Origin of the sequence: Roseovarius nitratireducens (genome assembly GCF_002925845.1) — a bacterium.
Lineage (GTDB): Bacteria > Pseudomonadota > Alphaproteobacteria > Rhodobacterales > Rhodobacteraceae > Roseovarius > Roseovarius nitratireducens.
The window spans coordinates 80,855-96,522 of record NZ_PDNI01000058.1 but is presented as its reverse complement, the minus strand read 5'-3'; the positions used below and the strand labels follow the sequence as shown (position 1 = coordinate 96,522).

Here is a 15,668-nt window from a genome sequence, read left to right as displayed (position 1 = left end):
TACCGATACCGGTTTTCTGGTCCCCTCAATAGAAACTCTGCGGATCGATATCCACCGCCAGCCGCATCTGCGCGGGCAGCTTCACCGGCGCGATCCAGCGCGCGATGGCTTCTTGAAGCGGCGCACCCTTGGGCGCCTTGACCAATAGCCGCACCCGGTGCCGCCCCCGGATGCGGGCAATGGGCGCAGGCGCGGGGCCGAACACCTCGGCCCCTGCCGCCCTGAGCGGCGCGGCATTGCGCGCGAGTGTCTGGCCCAGATCGAACGCCGCACGCGCATCCGGCGAGGACAGGATGATCCCCGCCATGCGCCCATAAGGCGGCACGCCCGCCTGCCGCCGCGCCCCCGCCTCGGCGCGCCAGAATCCCTCCTCGTCACCGCCGAGGATCGCGCGGATCACCGGATGCTCCGGCTGGTGCGTCTGCAACAGCGCCACCCCTTCCCGCTCGGCGCGCCCCGCCCGCCCCGCCACCTGCCGCATGAGCTGAAAGGTGCGCTCGGCGGCGCGCAGGTCGCTGCCCTGAAGACCGAGATCGGCGTCGATCACCCCCACCAGCGTCAGCAAAGGAAAGTTGTGCCCTTTTGCCACGAGTTGCGTGCCGATAACGATATCCGCCGCCCCCGCCGCGATCTCGGCGATTTGCTCCTTCAAGGCCCGGGCCGAGCCGAAGAGGTCCGACGACAGCACCGCGATCCGCGCCTCGGGGAAAAGCGCGCCCGCCTCCTCGGCCAGCCGCTCCACCCCCGGCCCCACGGCGGCGAGCCGCCCCTCGGCGCCGCAGGACGGGCAGGCCGCGGGCAGGGCTGCGCTCTCGCCGCACTGGTGACAGACCAGCCGGTTCTGGAACCGGTGCTCGACCATGCGCGCGTCGCAGTGCTCGCAGCCGATCTGGTGCCCGCAGGCCCGGCACACGGTGACCGGCGCATAGCCGCGCCTGTTGAGAAACAGCATCGCCTGCTCCCCCGCCGCCAACCTTGCAGTCACCGCCGCGCGCAAGGTGGGTGACACCCATCGGCTCGCGGGCAGCGCCTCGGCGCGCATGTCGATGGCGCCCATCCGTGGCAGCGTTGCAACTCCGAACCGCGCCGCGAGGTCCAGCCGGTTGTATTTCCCGGCCTCGGCATTGGCCCAGCTTTCCAGGGACGGCGTGGCCGAGGCCAGCACCACCCGCGCGCCCCCCAGAGAGGCCCGCAGCACGGCCATGTCGCGCGCGTGGTAGAGCACGCCATCCTCCTGCTTGTAGGAGGGGTCGTGCTCCTCATCCACCACGATCAGCCCCAGATCGCGGAACGGCAGAAACAGCGCCGAGCGCGCCCCCACCACAAGCTGCACGCCGCCTTCGCCGGCCATCTTCCAGATACGCCGCCGTTCGGCCTGCCCCGCGCCCGAATGCCACTCGGCGGGCTTTGCCCCGAACCGCGCCTCCACCCGGTCGATGAATTCCGTGGTCAGCGCGATCTCCGGCAGCAGCACCAGCGCCTGTCGCCCCTGCCGCAGGGTTTCGGCCACCGCGTCCAGGTAAACCTCGGTCTTGCCCGACCCGGTGACGCCGCGCAGCAGCGTGGTGCCATAGCCGCCCGCACGCACGCCCTCGCACAGCGCCGCTGCGGCCGCCGCCTGATCCTCGTTCAAGGCATGGCCGGGGCGGTCGGGATCGAGCCTTGGATAGGGCGCGTCGCGCGGGGCCTCCGCCTCGATCAGCGCGCCTTGCGCCACCAGCCCCTTTACCACGCTGCCCGAGACCCCCGCCAGATCGCACAGATCGCTCAGGCCGAACCCCATGCCACCATGCTCGCGCAGCACCGCCAGCACGCGGGCGCGCGCGTCGGTCATCCGGGCGGGCGTGGCATCGCCGGGGCGATAGACCTTTTGCGCGCCGGGCGGGTCCATCAGCCGCGGCGCGCGCGTGGCCAGCCGCAGCATCGCCGGCAGCGGTGTCAGCGTGTAGGCCGCCGCGCGCTCCAGGAACCCGCGCATCGCCGCATCCATCGACGCGAGGTCGAGCACCCGGCTCACCGCCTTGGCCTTGGCCAGGTCAAAACCGCCCGCGCCCGGCCCCCAGACCACGCCCAGCACGCGCCGCGGCCCCAGCGGCACCTCGACGAAATCGCCCGCATCGCAGCCGCCCTCGGGCGCGAGATAGTCGAGCGTGCCGCCCAATGGCTGCGCGGTCAGCACCGCCACCAACGCCCCTCTCTCGAAATCGCAGCTCTGGCTCACGCGCGACAGGCTCCTCCGGGCCGGGTTTGCGGGGTTTCGGCCTCCCCGTCTATGCGGTAAAGCCGGGGGTGAAACAACCCAACCCGCCAGAGAGGGCCGCCCCATGAAATTCTTCGTCGATACCGCAGACACCGCCCAGATCGCCGAGCTCAACGATCTCGGCATGGTCGATGGCGTCACCACCAACCCCTCGCTGATCCTCAAATCGGGGCGCGACATCCTCGAAGTGACCAAGGAGATCGCCGACATGGTCGATGGCCCGGTCAGCGCCGAGGTCGTGGCGCTAAAGGCCGACGAGATGATCGCCGAGGGCCGCAAGCTGGCCGAGATCGCCCCCAACATCGCCGTCAAGGTGCCGCTCACCTGGGACGGGCTCCGCGCGTGCAAGGTGCTCTCGGGCGAGGGCAACATGGTCAACGTGACGCTGTGCTTTTCCGCCAATCAGGCGCTGTTGGCGGCCAAGGCAGGGGCGACCTTCATCTCGCCCTTCATCGGGCGGCTCGATGACATCAACCTCGACGGGATGCAGATCATCTCTGACATCCGCCAGATCTACGACAATTACGGGTTCGAGACGCAGATCCTCGCGGCCTCGATCCGCACGGTAAACCATGCCTTTCAATCGGCGATGATCGGCGCCGACGTGATGACCGCGCCCCCCGCCGTCATCAAGGCGATGGCCGCCCACCCCCTCACCGACAAGGGCCTCGCCGCCTTCATGGCCGACTGGGAAAAGACCGGGCAGAAGATCCTCTGAACCGCCCCCGTCGTCCTAGGGCCCAAGGCTGACACACCCCGACACCGCATTTTCTTGCGGCATTCCGCGGCGGCTTCTGCTAGTGTGCTGCAAAACAAGCGAATGAGGCAGCGATGAGCAGCAAGCCCCGCATCGACGATACCCTGCGCGAGCGGATTATCTCCGAGCCGGACGTGATCCTCGACGACACCGACCTGATGCGCGCCCTCATCGCCGCCAACGAGCGCGAGATGGGCACCAACATCGTCGATATGCGCGGCATCGCCATGGATCGGCTCGAGGCGCGGCTCGACCGGCTCGAGGAAACCCACCGCGCGGTGATTGCCGCCGCCTACGAAAACCTCGCCGGCACCAACCAGGTGCACCGTGCCATCCTGCGGATGCTCGATCCGGTCGAGTTCGAGAGCTTCCTGCGCGACCTTGACGGCGAGGTGGCCCATATCCTGCGCGTGGACGCCATGCGGCTGGTGCTCGAATCGGTGCAGAACGACGACGACCCGGCGGTGCGCCGCCTCGGCAACGTGCTGTCGGTGGCCGAGCCGGGCTTCATCCGCGGCTACCTCACCGGCGGGCGCGATGCGCCCACGCGGCAGGTCACGCTGCGCCAGCTCGACGAGGGCGACGGCCGCGTCTATGGCCGCACCGCGCAGCATATCCGCTCCGAGGCGTGCCTGCTTCTGGATTTCGGGGCCGACCGGCTGCCGGGGATGCTGGTGATGGGCGCCGAGGACCCGCACCAGTTCAGCCCGCAGCAGGGCAGCGATCTTCTGGCCTTCTTCGCCGGCGTGTTCGAGAGGGTGATGCGCCGCTGGCTGTCGTGATCTCCGTCGCCGCCCGGGCGGCGCTGGCCGATTGGCTGGCCGCCATCAAGGCGCTCGATGGCGCCGCCGAGCACACGATCGACGCCTACGCGCGCGACCTGCGCGCGTTCCTGACCTTCATGACCGGCCATCACGGGCAGACGCAGGGCCTCGGGGCGCTCGCGCGCATCACCACCGCCGACATGCGCGCCTTCATGGCGCATGAGCGCGCCGCCGGGCTTGGCCCCCGCTCGCTCGCCCGCCGCATCTCGGCGATCAAGAGCTTTTACCGCTGGCTGTCCGAGCGCGAGGGATTCGAGCCCACCGCGGTGCTCTCGGCGCGCGCGCCCAAATACCTGCGCAAACTGCCCCGCCCGCTGTCGGTGGACGCCGCGCGGGATGTGCTCGACACGCTGGAGACGGACGCGCCAGAGCCTTGGATCGCGGCACGCGACACGGCCGTGGTGACGCTGCTCTACGGCTGCGGATTGCGCATTTCCGAGGCGCTGGGGCTCGATGGAGCCGCGCAGCCCCTCGGCGACACGCTGCGCATCACCGGCAAGGGCGGCAAGGAACGGCTGGTGCCGGTGATCGCGCCCGCGCGCGACGCGGTGGCCGCCTACGCGCGGCTCTGCCCGTTCCCGATCACCGATCGCGGCCCGCTCTTCCTTGGGGTGCGCGGGCGGCGTCTGGGCGCGCGCGCCGTGCAAAGGGCGATGGCGCAGACCCGTGCGCAACTCGGCCTGCCGGCCTCGGCCACACCCCACGCGATGCGCCACAGCTTTGCCACTCACCTGCTCAACGCCGGGGGCGATTTGCGCGCGATCCAGGAATTGCTGGGCCACGCGTCGCTGTCGACCACAGAAGCCTATACCGGCGTCGACACCGCGCGCCTGATGGAGGTCTACGCCCGCGCCCACCCGCAGGGAGGCGGCTGAGGTGCGCCCACCCTCACGCAAGTGTTAGGTTCAATTACAGCCGAGATATGCCACCCTCCGTCCCGGACGCATTGCAAGTCACGTCAGGAAACGGAGTACCACCCTAATGAAACGCCAGCTTTTTGCCGCAGCCACCCTCGCCATCAGCGTCATGCTGGGGCATTCGGCCGCCGCCAGCACCTGCAAGGCCGATGTCGAGGATCCGTTCGATCTCGACGCGGCGGCGATCAACGAGATCTACACCTGCCTCTCGGACAAGATGGCCGAGGGCTATGCCAAGGACGGCAACGAGGTTGCCACCGCCTACCGCGACTGGACGGTGACCGGCACCCGTCCGGCGGTGCAGGGCGCACACGGCAGCCGCCTGCTGCTGACCTTTGCCAATGACGTAGCCGCCGAGCAATACCTCAAGTTCGCCACCGAGGGCGTGGACATGCCCGCCGGCTCGGTGCTCGCCAAGGAAAGCATCACCATCTCGACCAAGAAGAAAACGGCCCGCCCCGGCCCGCTCTTCATCATGACCAAGGGCGAGGAGGGCGCGGCCCCCGACGCCGGGGACTGGATCTACTCGGCGCTGATGCCCAACGGCAAGCCGATGAAGATCAAGCAGAGCTTCTGCCACGATTGCCACGTCTCGTGGGAGGCGCAAGACATGCTGGCCTACCCGGTCGAAGAGGTCCGCGTCTCGAACTGAGCGGTCGCGTATCTGCGCATCCGCGCGCCAGCGCACACTATTTCCGGCCCGGCCCCTGAAATGGGGCCGGGTTTCGCTTTGCAAAACCCCGGTGCTTGGGGCATGAAAAAGCCATGACACCTCATCACCGCGGCCTGCTCGTCCACTTGTTCACCGCCACCGGCGCGGTTTTCGCGATGCTCGCGATGCTCGCCGCGATCGACCGCGAATGGGAATTGATGTTCCTATGGCTCGTGGTGGCCTTTGCCGTCGATGGCATCGACGGGCCGCTGGCGCGCAAGTACCACGTGCAGACCACCGCACCGGAATTCGATGGCGTACTGCTCGATCTCATCATCGACTACCTTACCTACGTGTTCATTCCGGCCTTCGCGCTGTTCAAATCCGATCTGCTGCCGGGCTGGACGGGATGGGTGGCGATCATCGTCATCACCTATGCCAGCGCCATGTATTTCGCCGATAGCCGGATGAAGACGCTGGACAATTCCTTTTCCGGCTTCCCTGGCTGCTGGAACATGCTGGTGCTCGTGCTGTTCGCGGTCGAGCCCGCAACCTGGATAATCCTTGCGCTCGTGACGGTGCTGGCGGTGGCGATGTTCCTGCCGCTGAAATTCATCCACCCGGTTCGCACCGAACGCTGGCGCTGGCTGTCGCTGCCGATGGCGCTGGCGTGGACATTTTTCGCGGGCTGGGCGGCCTGGGTGCATTTCGACCCTGAAAGCTGGGCACATTGGGGGCTGGTGGTCACCAGCGTCTACCTGGTTCTCGTGGGAATCGTGCAACAGATCATTCCGCTGCGCGACGAAATCTGAGGCATAGCGCAGCATCTGCTCGATATTGTAGATCCCCTCTGGCGTCTCCTTCCCCGCCTTGGTGCAGAGCGCGCAACACCGCACTGGCCGATCTCGACCGGCTTCTGCCCACGCTTGACCCCGAGGCTGACATCCCCGCCTATTGCCGGGGGCGCTATTGAATCTACGCCCATCAGACCGTGGCCCTGTTGTGAAACCGCGGTTTTAACGCGCGGCGCATGGACGGCGGCCTGCCGCAATGGCGCGAGGACGGGCGCGCGACCTTGACGGGCGGTCAGTCGCAGACAAAACGCTCCGACAGGATGCGCGGGGGATCATGCCAACCCGATCAGCAGATGCCTCAGGTCTGATGGATATACGTCCCCGGTGCGTCCGCGAGGGCGGGATAGCCCTGATGACTGCCGGGCGCGGGTACCGCGCCACTGCTGTGGCGCATCAGCCAACGCCCCCATTCCGGCCACCACGAGCCCGCCACCGGATCATGCGTCGCCAGCCACGTGTCGGGGTCGCGGTAATGCGCCCCGGCGGGCCTGTGGCCGATCCGGTAATGCCGCCCCCTGTGGCCGGGTTCGGACAGGACGCCACCGTTATGGCCGCCCTTGGTGAGCAGGAAATGCAGGTCGCAATCGGTGAACAGCGCGGTCTTGTAGACTGACCGCCACGGCGCGATGTGGTCGGTCTCAGTGCCCACGACAAAGATCGGCACGGAAATGTCCTTGAGCGCGATCACCCGGCCCTCGACAGCAAAGCGCCCCGCCGAAATGCGGTTCTCGAGAAAGATGCCGCGCAGGTATTCCGAATGCATCCTTGCGGGCATCCGCGTCGTGTCGTTGACCCAGACGGAGACATCGGTGGGCAGGTCTGGCTCGCCCAGGAAATAGCGGCGCACGGCGCGCGACCAGATCAGGTCCTCCGACCGGATGGCGGCGAAGGCACCCGACATCTGCGGCCGGTCCAGATAGCCCTGCGACCACATCAGGTCCTCCAGAAAGGCCACTTGGCTCTCGTCGAGAAACAGCAGCAACTCGCCCGCCTCGACGAAGTCCACCTGCGCGGCCATCAGCGTGACAGAGGCGAGGCGGTCGTCACAATCGCGCGCCATCGCCGCCGCCGCGATGGCCAGTAGCGTGCCACCGAGGCAATAGCCGTTGGCGTGCACCTTTTGGCCTGGCACGATGTCGTTGATCACGTCGAGCGCCTGCATGATCCCCTGCGTGCGGTAATCCTCCAGCGACAGCTCGGCGTGCTCGGCCCCCGGGTTGCGCCAAGAGATGCAGAACACTGTGTGCCCCTGCCCCACCAGCCAGCGAATAAAGGAATTCTCGGGCGAAAGATCGAGGATGTAGTATTTCATGATCCACGCCGGCACGATCAGCACCGGCTCGGCCTGCACCTCCTCGGTGGTAGGCGAATACTGGATCAGCTCCATCAGCTCGTTGCGCCACACCACCTTGCCCGGTGTCGCGGCCAGCACCTTGCCAAGGGCGAATTCCTTTGGCACGGTGCGATGCTCCTGCGCGAGAATGTGGCTGGCGTCATCGGCATAATGCGCGGCCCCCTCGAGCAGATTGCGCCCGGCGGTAGCGCGAGTCTTCTCGATGATTTCCGGGTTGCCGAGAGGGAAATTCGACGGCGACACGCTGTCGAGAAGCTGCCGCATGATGAAGCCGGTCCGGTCCGCGTTCTGCTTGCGCAATCCACGCAGGTTCGAGGTGGCCGCCTCCCACCAGTCCTGCGTGGCGAGAAACCCCTGCTGCCAGAGCGCGAAGGGCGCCCTGTCCCAGCCCTCATGCGTCCAGCGCGTATCATAGCGCCCGGGCGCAAAGGGCTTGTCCGGTGCCTTCCCGGTCATCTGCGCGGCGGCGTATTGCGCCAGCTTCATCCCGTTCTCCTGCGCCCGCTCCGCCAGTTCCAGTTGCCGCCCCGGCGCACGGGCAAGGTGCATGGCCCAATCGCTCCAGGCGTCAATCATCGCGTGGGGCGACAGCCCGGCGGTAAACCGCGCGAGGCTGGCCATCGTGGCGCGGTCGAGCGCGGCGTGCAGGTGCGGCTCCGCCCGGTCGGGGCGCGCGCCTTCGGCTGGCGCGGGCACCTGCGGAACCTCGGCAGGCGGGGTCAGAGCGTCCTGCGGCGCGTCCTCGCGGGTCTTGCGGCGGGCGGGCGTGCGGGTCATGCGGAACTCTCCTTTACGGTCAGCGGGGAGGCAACGACAGGCCACACCCGCGCGTCCGAGTATCGCTGTCATGGGCGGGGATGACACTGACTTGTGTCAATTCCCTGCAAGGGCCAGGTCATGTATCGTCGCCGCGCGGACCGGCCCACCGGTCCGCCACCGAATCTGGGGATCACCATGCACGACAGGACAACCGAAAGCGCGCTTGACGCACTCGGCGGAACGCCCGCGGGGCTGAGCAGAGACGAGGCTGCCCGCCGTCTCGCCCGCCACGGCCCGAATCGCCTGCCCGATCCGCCCGGACGCGGTCCGCTGCTGCGCCTGCTCGCGCAGTTCCACAACGTGCTGATCTACGTGCTGATCGGCGCAGCGGCGGTCACGGCGGCGCTGGGGCACTGGGTGGATACCGGGGTGATTCTCGCGGTCGTGGTCGTCAACGCGGTGATCGGCTTCGTGCAGGAGGGCCGCGCCGAACAGGCGATGGCTGCGATCCGCGAAATGCTCGCCCCGCGCGCGGCGGTGCTGCGCGACGGCCACCGCATCACCGTCGAGGCAAGCGATCTGGTGCCCGGCGACATCGTGCTCGTGGAGGCAGGCGATCTCGTTCCCGCCGACTTGCGCCTGATCCGCGCCAACGGGCTCAAGGCGGGCGAGGCGATCCTTACCGGCGAATCGGTGCCGGTGGACAAGGGCTGCGCGCCGGTCGACACCGACGCCCCGCTCGGCGACCGCACCCCGATGCTCTTTTCCGGCACGCTCGTTGCAGCGGGCACCGGGCACGGCGTGGTCAGCGAGACAGGCGGCGACACGCAGATCGGGCGCATCAGCGGCATGCTGGGCAAGGTCGAGGTGCTGACCACCCCGCTCGTGGAGCAGATAGACCGCTTCGCGCGCTGGCTCACGGTGTTCATCCTGATCGTCGCGGGCACGCTGCTGGCCTATGGCTATTTCGTCGGCCACATGGGCTTTGCCGATCTGTTCATGGCGGTGGTGGGCTTGTCTGTCGCGGCCATCCCCGAGGGCCTGCCGGCGGTGCTCACCATCACGCTCGCCGTGGGCGTGCAGGCCATGGCAAGGCGCAACGCCATCGTCCGCCGCCTGCCCGCGATCGAGACGCTGGGCTCGGTCTCGGTCATCTGCACCGACAAGACCGGCACGCTCACCCGCAACGAGATGATGGCCGCGACGCTCGCCACCACCGGGCGCGTTCACAAGGTGACCGGCGAGGGCTATGCCCCCGTGGGCACTCTCGACATCGACGGCGAGACGCGTGCCACCCTTGAGGAGGCCGCGCGCGTGGCGGGGCTGTGCAACGACGCGGTGCTGCACGGTCCAGAGGGGGGCTGGCGCGTTGAGGGCGATCCGATGGAGGGGGCCTTGCGCGCGCTCGCGGGCAAGATCACCGGCGAGGGAACCACGCCCTTCGGCGGCTGGGCGCGGCGCGACGCCATCCCCTTCGACGCCGCGCACCGCTACATGGCAACGCTCGACCATGACGGGGCGGGGCGCGCTTGCATCCACGTCAAGGGCGCGCCCGAGGCGGTGCTCGCGCTCTGCGGTACACAGCGCACGGAGGATGGTGGCACGGCCCCGCTCGACACCGCGAATTGGCACGAAACGGTCGAGACGCTCGCCGCCGACGGGCAGCGGGTGATCGCGGTGGCCACGCGCGCAGCCAAGGCGGGGCAGGACGCGCTCCGCCCTGGCGATCTCGACGGGCATCTCACCCTCGTCGCGCTCGTCGGCCTGATCGACCCGCCCCGCCCCGAGGCCATCGCGGCGGTGGCCGAATGCCGCGCCGCGGGCATCCGCGTGAAGATGATCACCGGCGACCACGCCGCCACCGCCCGCGCCATCGCCGCACAGGTGGGGCTGCAGAATCACGACCGCGTGCTCACCGGTGCCGATCTCGAGGCGATGGACGATGCCGCCCTCGCCGACGCGGCGACGCAGACCGACATCTTCGCGCGCACCTCTCCGGCGGACAAGCTGCGGCTGGTGACCGCGCTGCAATCGCGCGGTCTCACCGTGGCGATGACCGGCGACGGCGTCAACGATGCCCCCGCGCTCAAGCGCGCGGACGCGGGCATCGCCATGGGGCTCAAGGGCAGCGCGGCGGCCAAGGAGGCCGCCGAACTGGTGCTGGCCGATGACAATTTCGCCTCGATCGCGGCGGCGGTGCGCGAGGGGCGCACCGTCTACGACAACATCAAGAAGGTCATAAGCTGGACCCTGCCCACCAACGCGGGCGAGGCGATGACCATCATCACCGCCCTCTTCGCGGGCATGGCGCTGCCGATCACGGCGGTGCAGATCCTGTGGATCAACCTCATCACCGCCGTTACGCTGGGCCTCGCACTGGCCTTCGAGCCGCCCGAGCCCGGCACGATGCGCCGCCAGCCCCGCCCGAGGGGCGAGCCGCTGCTCGCGCGTGGGCTGATCTGGCAGATCGTCTTCGTCTCGGTGCTGTTTCTCGCCGCCGTCTTCGGCATCTTCGCCTATGCCACAGATGCCGGCCATCCGCTGGCACTGGCACAGACCATGGCAATGAACATGCTGGTGGTGCTGGAAATCCTCTATCTGTTCTACATCCGAAGCCTGCACGGACCGTCGCTGACATGGGCGGCGGCGCGTGGGACACCGATCGTCTGGGCCTGCGTGATCTTCGTCACCGGCGCGCAATTCGCCATCACCTACCTGCCGCCCCTGCAACGGATTTTCGGTACCGCGCCGGTGCCGCTCGCAGAGGGCGCGGTGATCCTGGGGGTCGGGGTCGTGTTCTTCGTGCTGATCGAGACGGAAAAGCAGATGCGCCTCGCCTTCCGCCCGCCCCGCCAAGAGCGGCCCGGTTGAGCGCCGCGCACGGCCCCGCTCAGCTCATGCCGAGCGCTTCCTTGTACATCTCCAGCACCGCCTCTTCCTCGGCGATATCGTCCCGGTCGCGCTTGCGCAGCGCGATCACCTTGCGCATCACCTTGGTGTCGTAGCCGCGCGCCTTGGCTTCGGCCATCACCTCTTTCTGCTGGTCGGCGATGTCCTTCTTCTCGGCCTCCAGCCGCTCGAAACGCTCGATGAACTGGCGCAACTCGTCTGCGGTGACGCGATGGGCGGCGTCGGACGTCATGTCGTTCATGAAAGGCCTCCGGTCTGGGTCAGGCCGCCTGACTATCGCCGTCGCGCGCGCCGCGCAAGCGCGATCGCGCCCGCGCCCCTTGCGCAGAGTGCCGCTTTGGCCTAACCGCAGGCGGCAACACGCGAAACCGACGGAGGGCGCACGATGGAAATGCTGGTCTGGGGCGGCGCGGCGGTCTCTCTCGCCGGGCTCGCGGGGCTCGTCTGGTGCATTCTCAAGGTCTGGCGGCTGCGCCGCGCGGGGCTATCGGACGCCGAGATGCGCACCGCGGTGCAGGCGGTGCTGCCGGTCAATCTCGCGGCGCTGTTCCTGTCGGTCATGGGGCTGATGCTGGTGGTGGTGGGCATCATGCTCGGCTGATCGCGGCCGCGCCGGAACGCCGGAAATACCCCTGCCCCTCGCGCACCCGCGCCGCGATACCCGGCTGCGGCGCCCACAGCGCCTCCGACAGCGGCGCCAGCGCCTTCATGTCGCGCAGCACCGCCAGCAACCCGCGATCATCGGCGGCAAAGAGCGGCCCGCCCCGGTCGCGCGCCATGCCCGGCGCGGCGGTAGCCAGCAGGTCGACATCGCCAGGGCGCCCCAGCACGCCGTCTGCGAGCATCCGCTCGGCGGTGTTGACCAGCGCGGCGTGCAGCGCCTCCGCCGCGCCCACGCCCTGCGGCACCCCCGCGCCCCCGTCGGCACGCCCCGGGCGCGGACCTTCGGGCGGATATTCGTAGAATCCGCGCCCGACAGCGCGCCCGCGCGCGCCCCGCGCGATCCGCGCGGCGAGCGGCCCCTCCGGCTCCGGCGGCGGCATGTCCAACCTCGGTGCCAGCGCCGCCAGCCGCGCCTGCGCCGCGTCGAGCCCCTCGCGATCCATGGCGAGGCACGGCCCCTCTGCAAGGCCCAGCGCGACCGCGCCATGATCCACCTCGTCCGGCCCGAGACCCGCGCGCAAAAGCGCCAGCGCCGCGAAATCCAGCGCGCCCGACAGCAACCGCCCGGCCCCCGGCCCCGCCGCTGGCAGCCGCGCGCGCACCACGCCCAGCCGCGCCCGCGCCAGCAGCCATGCCAGCGCCGCTACCGCCTCCGCCGCGGCACCCGGCCCGACACCGATCTCGGCAAGCGCCGCGTCAGGCGAGAAGCGCAGCCACAACCCGTCGTCCCCGAAACCGGCGCCCGTGTCGAACGTTACCCGCATCGGGCCCGCAGGGGCCGCGCCCGGCTCCGATTCGATCCACAGGTCGGCGCGCTCCGCCGGGTCTTCCCCCACGAGCGCGACGCCCGCCGCCTCCAGCCGCTCGGTCAGCACCGCGGGAATCGCGCCCGCGAGCCCCACCCGCGCGACCGCACGCGGCGGGGCGGCGCGCATTTCGGGCAGCGCACGCGCCCGTCCCTCGGCCAGCCGCAGGTGGCGCAGCGCACGGGCCTCGCGGCTTTGCGCGCGCTCAGTGGCGATCACCTCCTCGAAATCGAGCCCTTGCGCCAGCGGCAGAAGCTGCGCTGCCTCGACCGCGCGCAGGATGTCCGCTGCCGCGCCCTCCCCCTCGCCGAGCCGGGCGCGCACGGTGGCAACGGCGCGCTGATAGCCGCGCGGGTCCGACAGGCCGCGCTGCGGGTCGCGCCGCGTGGGATCGGGGTCTGCTTCGGCCAACCGCAGGGCCAGCGCCCGCGCCGCGGGCTCGACCTGCGCCGTGTCAGCCTCGACGCGATCGAAAAGCGGGCGCAGGCGCGTCTCGTCCGCACGCACCGGACGGCCCGAGAGAATCATCTCCAGCGCCGCCTGCGCGCCCACGAGGCGCGGCAGGCGCTGCGTGGCCCCCGCACAGGGCATCCCGGCCAGCGCGATCTCGGGCAGCGAAAGGCGCGTGCCCTCGTGGGCCACGCGCGCGTCAGCCGCCAGGGCCAGCGACAATCCCGCCCCCGCGACCTCGCCATGCAGCGCCGCGACCACGGGCTTCGGGCACGACGCCATGGCGTGGCACAGGTCACCGGGTGTGGGCGCGCGCGGTGCGGTCATGTCCTCCGACAGGTCGAGCCCCGAGGAAAACCCCGTCCCCGCGCCCGCGATCACCACGGCGCGGCAGGCCGCGTCCTGCGCGGCTTCGTCCAGCGCCGCGACGAGCGCCGCGCGCATCTCGGGGACAAGCGCGTTGGCTACGGGCCGGTCGAGCCGCAGCACCAGCACCCCACCGTCGCGCACGCGTTGAACGGTCTCGGTCACGTCTGCCCCGCCTGTTGCCGCCTGTTCGCGGCGATTACAGCGGGAAAGCGCCGCGCGTGCAAGCGCGCTGGCACCGCGGCGTGGCCGCTCAGATCGGCATGTTGTCGAATTCGGCCTCGATCGCCTCGCTCAGCAGCGTGGTATGCAGTGCCTTGACGCTGTCCGGCACGGCGCGGCCCTCCTCGCGCAGCTGCGCGATGACGCGACGCACTTGCGGCTCGTGACGATAGCGCGTCTCGGGCGCAGCCACGCCGATCAGGGTCTGGAGACGATCGAGTTCGGCATCAAGGTAAGTCATGGCATTCCTCCCAAAGGCACGACAACCTTAGCGTGTTTTCGTCACGCGATGAATAGGTACCCTGCGCGCGCGACAGAATTGTGAACGGATCACCCCACCTGTGCCGCACATTGGCGGCACAGCGGCGTTTCCGGCAGGACATCCAGCCGCTCGGCGGAAATCTGCTCGCCGCAGTTCGTGCAGATGCCGTATTGCCCTTCGCGGATGCGCGCGAGCGCCGCGCGGATGCGAGCGATCTCGGCCTCGCCGCTCTGGCCCAGCCGTTCGAGCACCTCGTCGCCCTCGCGTTCCGTGGCAGCCTCCTCCCAGTCGTCGGCGCGCGGCGCATCCAACTCGGCCTCGATGGCGTGCAACCGGGTATCGAGCTGGCGCAGCCGCCGCATCAGCGCGGCGCGGTATATCGCGGTATCAAGCATCGTGGTCCTCCCGTCGTCGCCATATGTATGCGCTGAGGAGCATAGCGGCGGGCGCGCACCGATGCCTTGATGCATGTCAACCAGAGACCGGGGCGAGCGCCGTGCCGCCCTGGGCCGCGGTCGCCGCGCCGCCCATGTCATCCCCGGCATCGGCACCACTTGTTCCGTGCCCTGGCATCTCCTGCCCCACCGACTCCTGCCCCATCGTATCATAGGCCTCCGGTGCCGTCGCCATCGCGGTTTCCGGGGCCCCGATCTCCGCGCGGCTGGCCCCGGTTGTGCCCGGCATGGCGGTCGCACGGGGCGTTTCGTCGCCCTCATCCGCGCCTGTTCCCGCCAGCCGCAGGGCGCGCCAGCCATCGCGCCGGCCCAGCCGCCCCTCTGCAGCGACATAGCCTCCTGCGCCCACAAGCCGCACCTTGCCCAGGGTGTCTCTCGCGACCTCGAGCCGCTGGCCCACCTCGAACGCCATCGCCGCACGAAGCGGCACGCGTATTCGCGCCAGCACCGCGTCGAGCGCCACCGGCGCCGTCAGCGCCACCGCTGCCACGTTCTCGGGGTCGCGCGCCGGTGCCCCGCGCCCCGCCGGGGCCACGTCGCGCGCGGGCACGGGCGGCGCGGGCGGCAAGAGCAGATCCAGCCACCCGGTGCGCAGCCCCGGCCCAAGATCGACCGTGAGCCGGAAAAAATCGAACTCCGGCGCCACGAGCAGCAACGCCAGCGCGCGCGCGTCCTCTACCCGGTCGCCGAAATGAAAGCCGCGCGGCGCTTGGTCCGCCCCGCTCTCGCCCATACCGTCGTCGAACCCCGAAAGCAGCGCATCGACGAGCGGCGCGACCATTGCCGCATCTGTTCGTGTGGGCGCGCGCGCGCGCACCTCACCGGGCCGCACGCGCCCAGTGGTCTGCACTTCGACCAGAGCGGCCACCAGCCCCGGGCAAAGCCGCATCGCCGCGCGCGCGCCCGCCGCCCCGTCGAGCAGAAGGTAAAGCCCCTCTGTGCCGAGCGTAGCCTCGACCTCGCCCGCCTCGACCCTGCACTGTTCCACCGTCGCAACGACAAGCGGCAGGTCGAGCAGCGTATCCGCAGCGCGTGCCAGCGCCAACCGCAGTGCGCGCACGGGCGACATCACCCGCGGGTCCGCGCCCTCGCGCGCCGCGCGCGTCTTGCGCCTTATGACCGAAGCCTGTCGCTGCTCTGCCATCCGCCCGGGCCGT

At 69.7% G+C, this 15,668-nt stretch carries 14 protein-coding genes; 7 read left to right on the top strand and 7 right to left on the bottom strand.

Translation table 11 applies throughout. From position 1 onward, the window contains the following. Window positions 1–25: 25 nt before the first annotated feature. On the bottom strand, window positions 26–2,221 hold the full coding sequence (locus CRJ03_RS10520; RefSeq protein WP_240611637.1) for a primosomal protein N': 2,196 nt from the start codon (window positions 2,219–2,221) through the stop codon (window positions 26–28). Window positions 2,222–2,324: 103 nt separating this feature from the next. Here CRJ03_RS10520 and fsa point away from each other — a divergent pair, with 103 nt between their 5' ends. From fsa to CRJ03_RS10495, 5 genes are all read left to right on the top strand, one after another. Beyond that, the gene (fsa, locus tag CRJ03_RS10515) at window positions 2,325–2,978 is read left to right on the top strand and encodes a fructose-6-phosphate aldolase (protein WP_104018826.1); all 654 of its coding nucleotides are present in this window, start codon (window positions 2,325–2,327) and stop codon (window positions 2,976–2,978) included. 113 nt (window positions 2,979–3,091) lie between these two features. Beyond that, entirely contained in the window at window positions 3,092–3,799 is a 708-nt protein-coding gene (locus tag CRJ03_RS10510) for a DUF484 family protein (RefSeq protein ID WP_104018825.1), read from the top strand. Next, a complete protein-coding gene (locus CRJ03_RS10505) occupies window positions 3,796–4,716 on the top strand; it encodes a tyrosine recombinase XerC (RefSeq protein WP_104018824.1) in 921 nt (306 codons plus the stop codon). Before CRJ03_RS10510 ends, CRJ03_RS10505 begins: the two co-directional genes overlap by 4 nt. Window positions 4,717–4,822: 106 nt before the next feature. After that, a complete protein-coding gene (locus tag CRJ03_RS10500) occupies window positions 4,823–5,410 on the top strand; it encodes a cytochrome P460 family protein (RefSeq protein ID WP_104018823.1) in 588 nt (195 codons plus the stop codon). Between the two features lie 113 nt (window positions 5,411–5,523). Next, window positions 5,524–6,222, top strand: coding sequence for a CDP-alcohol phosphatidyltransferase family protein (locus tag CRJ03_RS10495; protein ID WP_104018822.1), 699 nt, complete (start codon window positions 5,524–5,526; stop codon window positions 6,220–6,222). A 340-nt stretch (window positions 6,223–6,562) separates the two neighbouring features. Here the strand turns inward: CRJ03_RS10495 and CRJ03_RS10490 are convergent, their stop codons facing one another. After that, on the bottom strand, window positions 6,563–8,395 hold the full coding sequence (locus CRJ03_RS10490; protein ID WP_104018821.1) for a PHA/PHB synthase family protein: 1,833 nt from the start codon (window positions 8,393–8,395) through the stop codon (window positions 6,563–6,565). 120 nt (window positions 8,396–8,515) lie between these two features. Here CRJ03_RS10490 and CRJ03_RS10485 point away from each other — a divergent pair, with 120 nt between their 5' ends. Further along, on the top strand, window positions 8,516–11,248 hold the full coding sequence (locus CRJ03_RS10485; protein WP_439126637.1) for a cation-transporting P-type ATPase: 2,733 nt from the start codon (window positions 8,516–8,518) through the stop codon (window positions 11,246–11,248). Window positions 11,249–11,267: 19 nt separating this feature from the next. On the opposite strand, the gene CRJ03_RS10480 is transcribed toward CRJ03_RS10485, so the two are convergent. Continuing rightward, window positions 11,268–11,528: a DUF2312 domain-containing protein gene (locus CRJ03_RS10480; protein WP_104018820.1), complete on the bottom strand. Its 261-nt coding sequence runs from the start codon at window positions 11,526–11,528 to the stop codon at window positions 11,268–11,270. A gap of 144 nt (window positions 11,529–11,672) precedes the next feature. Between CRJ03_RS10480 and CRJ03_RS10475 the strand changes: the two genes are divergently transcribed. Further along, the gene (locus CRJ03_RS10475; RefSeq protein ID WP_104018819.1) at window positions 11,673–11,888 is read left to right on the top strand and encodes a hypothetical protein; all 216 of its coding nucleotides are present in this window, start codon (window positions 11,673–11,675) and stop codon (window positions 11,886–11,888) included. On the opposite strand, the gene CRJ03_RS10470 is transcribed toward CRJ03_RS10475, so the two are convergent. The 4 genes from CRJ03_RS10470 to CRJ03_RS10455 all read right to left on the bottom strand — a co-directional run bounded on the left by CRJ03_RS10470 (window position 11,875) and on the right by CRJ03_RS10455 (window position 15,655). Beyond that, entirely contained in the window at window positions 11,875–13,737 is a 1,863-nt protein-coding gene (locus tag CRJ03_RS10470; RefSeq protein WP_104018818.1) for an enoyl-CoA hydratase/isomerase family protein, read from the bottom strand. The two genes, CRJ03_RS10475 and CRJ03_RS10470, sit on opposite strands and share 14 nt — an antisense overlap. An 88-nt stretch (window positions 13,738–13,825) precedes the next feature. After that, entirely contained in the window at window positions 13,826–14,035 is a 210-nt protein-coding gene (locus tag CRJ03_RS10465) for a hypothetical protein (RefSeq protein WP_104018817.1), read from the bottom strand. 89 nt (window positions 14,036–14,124) lie between these two features. Continuing rightward, window positions 14,125–14,451 (bottom strand): TraR/DksA family transcriptional regulator, encoded by a 327-nt coding sequence (locus tag CRJ03_RS10460; protein ID WP_104018816.1) that lies wholly within the window; start codon window positions 14,449–14,451, stop codon window positions 14,125–14,127. Between the two features lie 76 nt (window positions 14,452–14,527). Then, window positions 14,528–15,655 carry a FliM/FliN family flagellar motor C-terminal domain-containing protein gene (locus tag CRJ03_RS10455; RefSeq protein WP_104018815.1) on the bottom strand — a complete coding sequence of 376 codons (1,128 nt, stop codon included), beginning with the start codon at window positions 15,653–15,655 and terminating at the stop codon, window positions 14,528–14,530. Window positions 15,656–15,668: the final 13 nt, after the last annotated feature.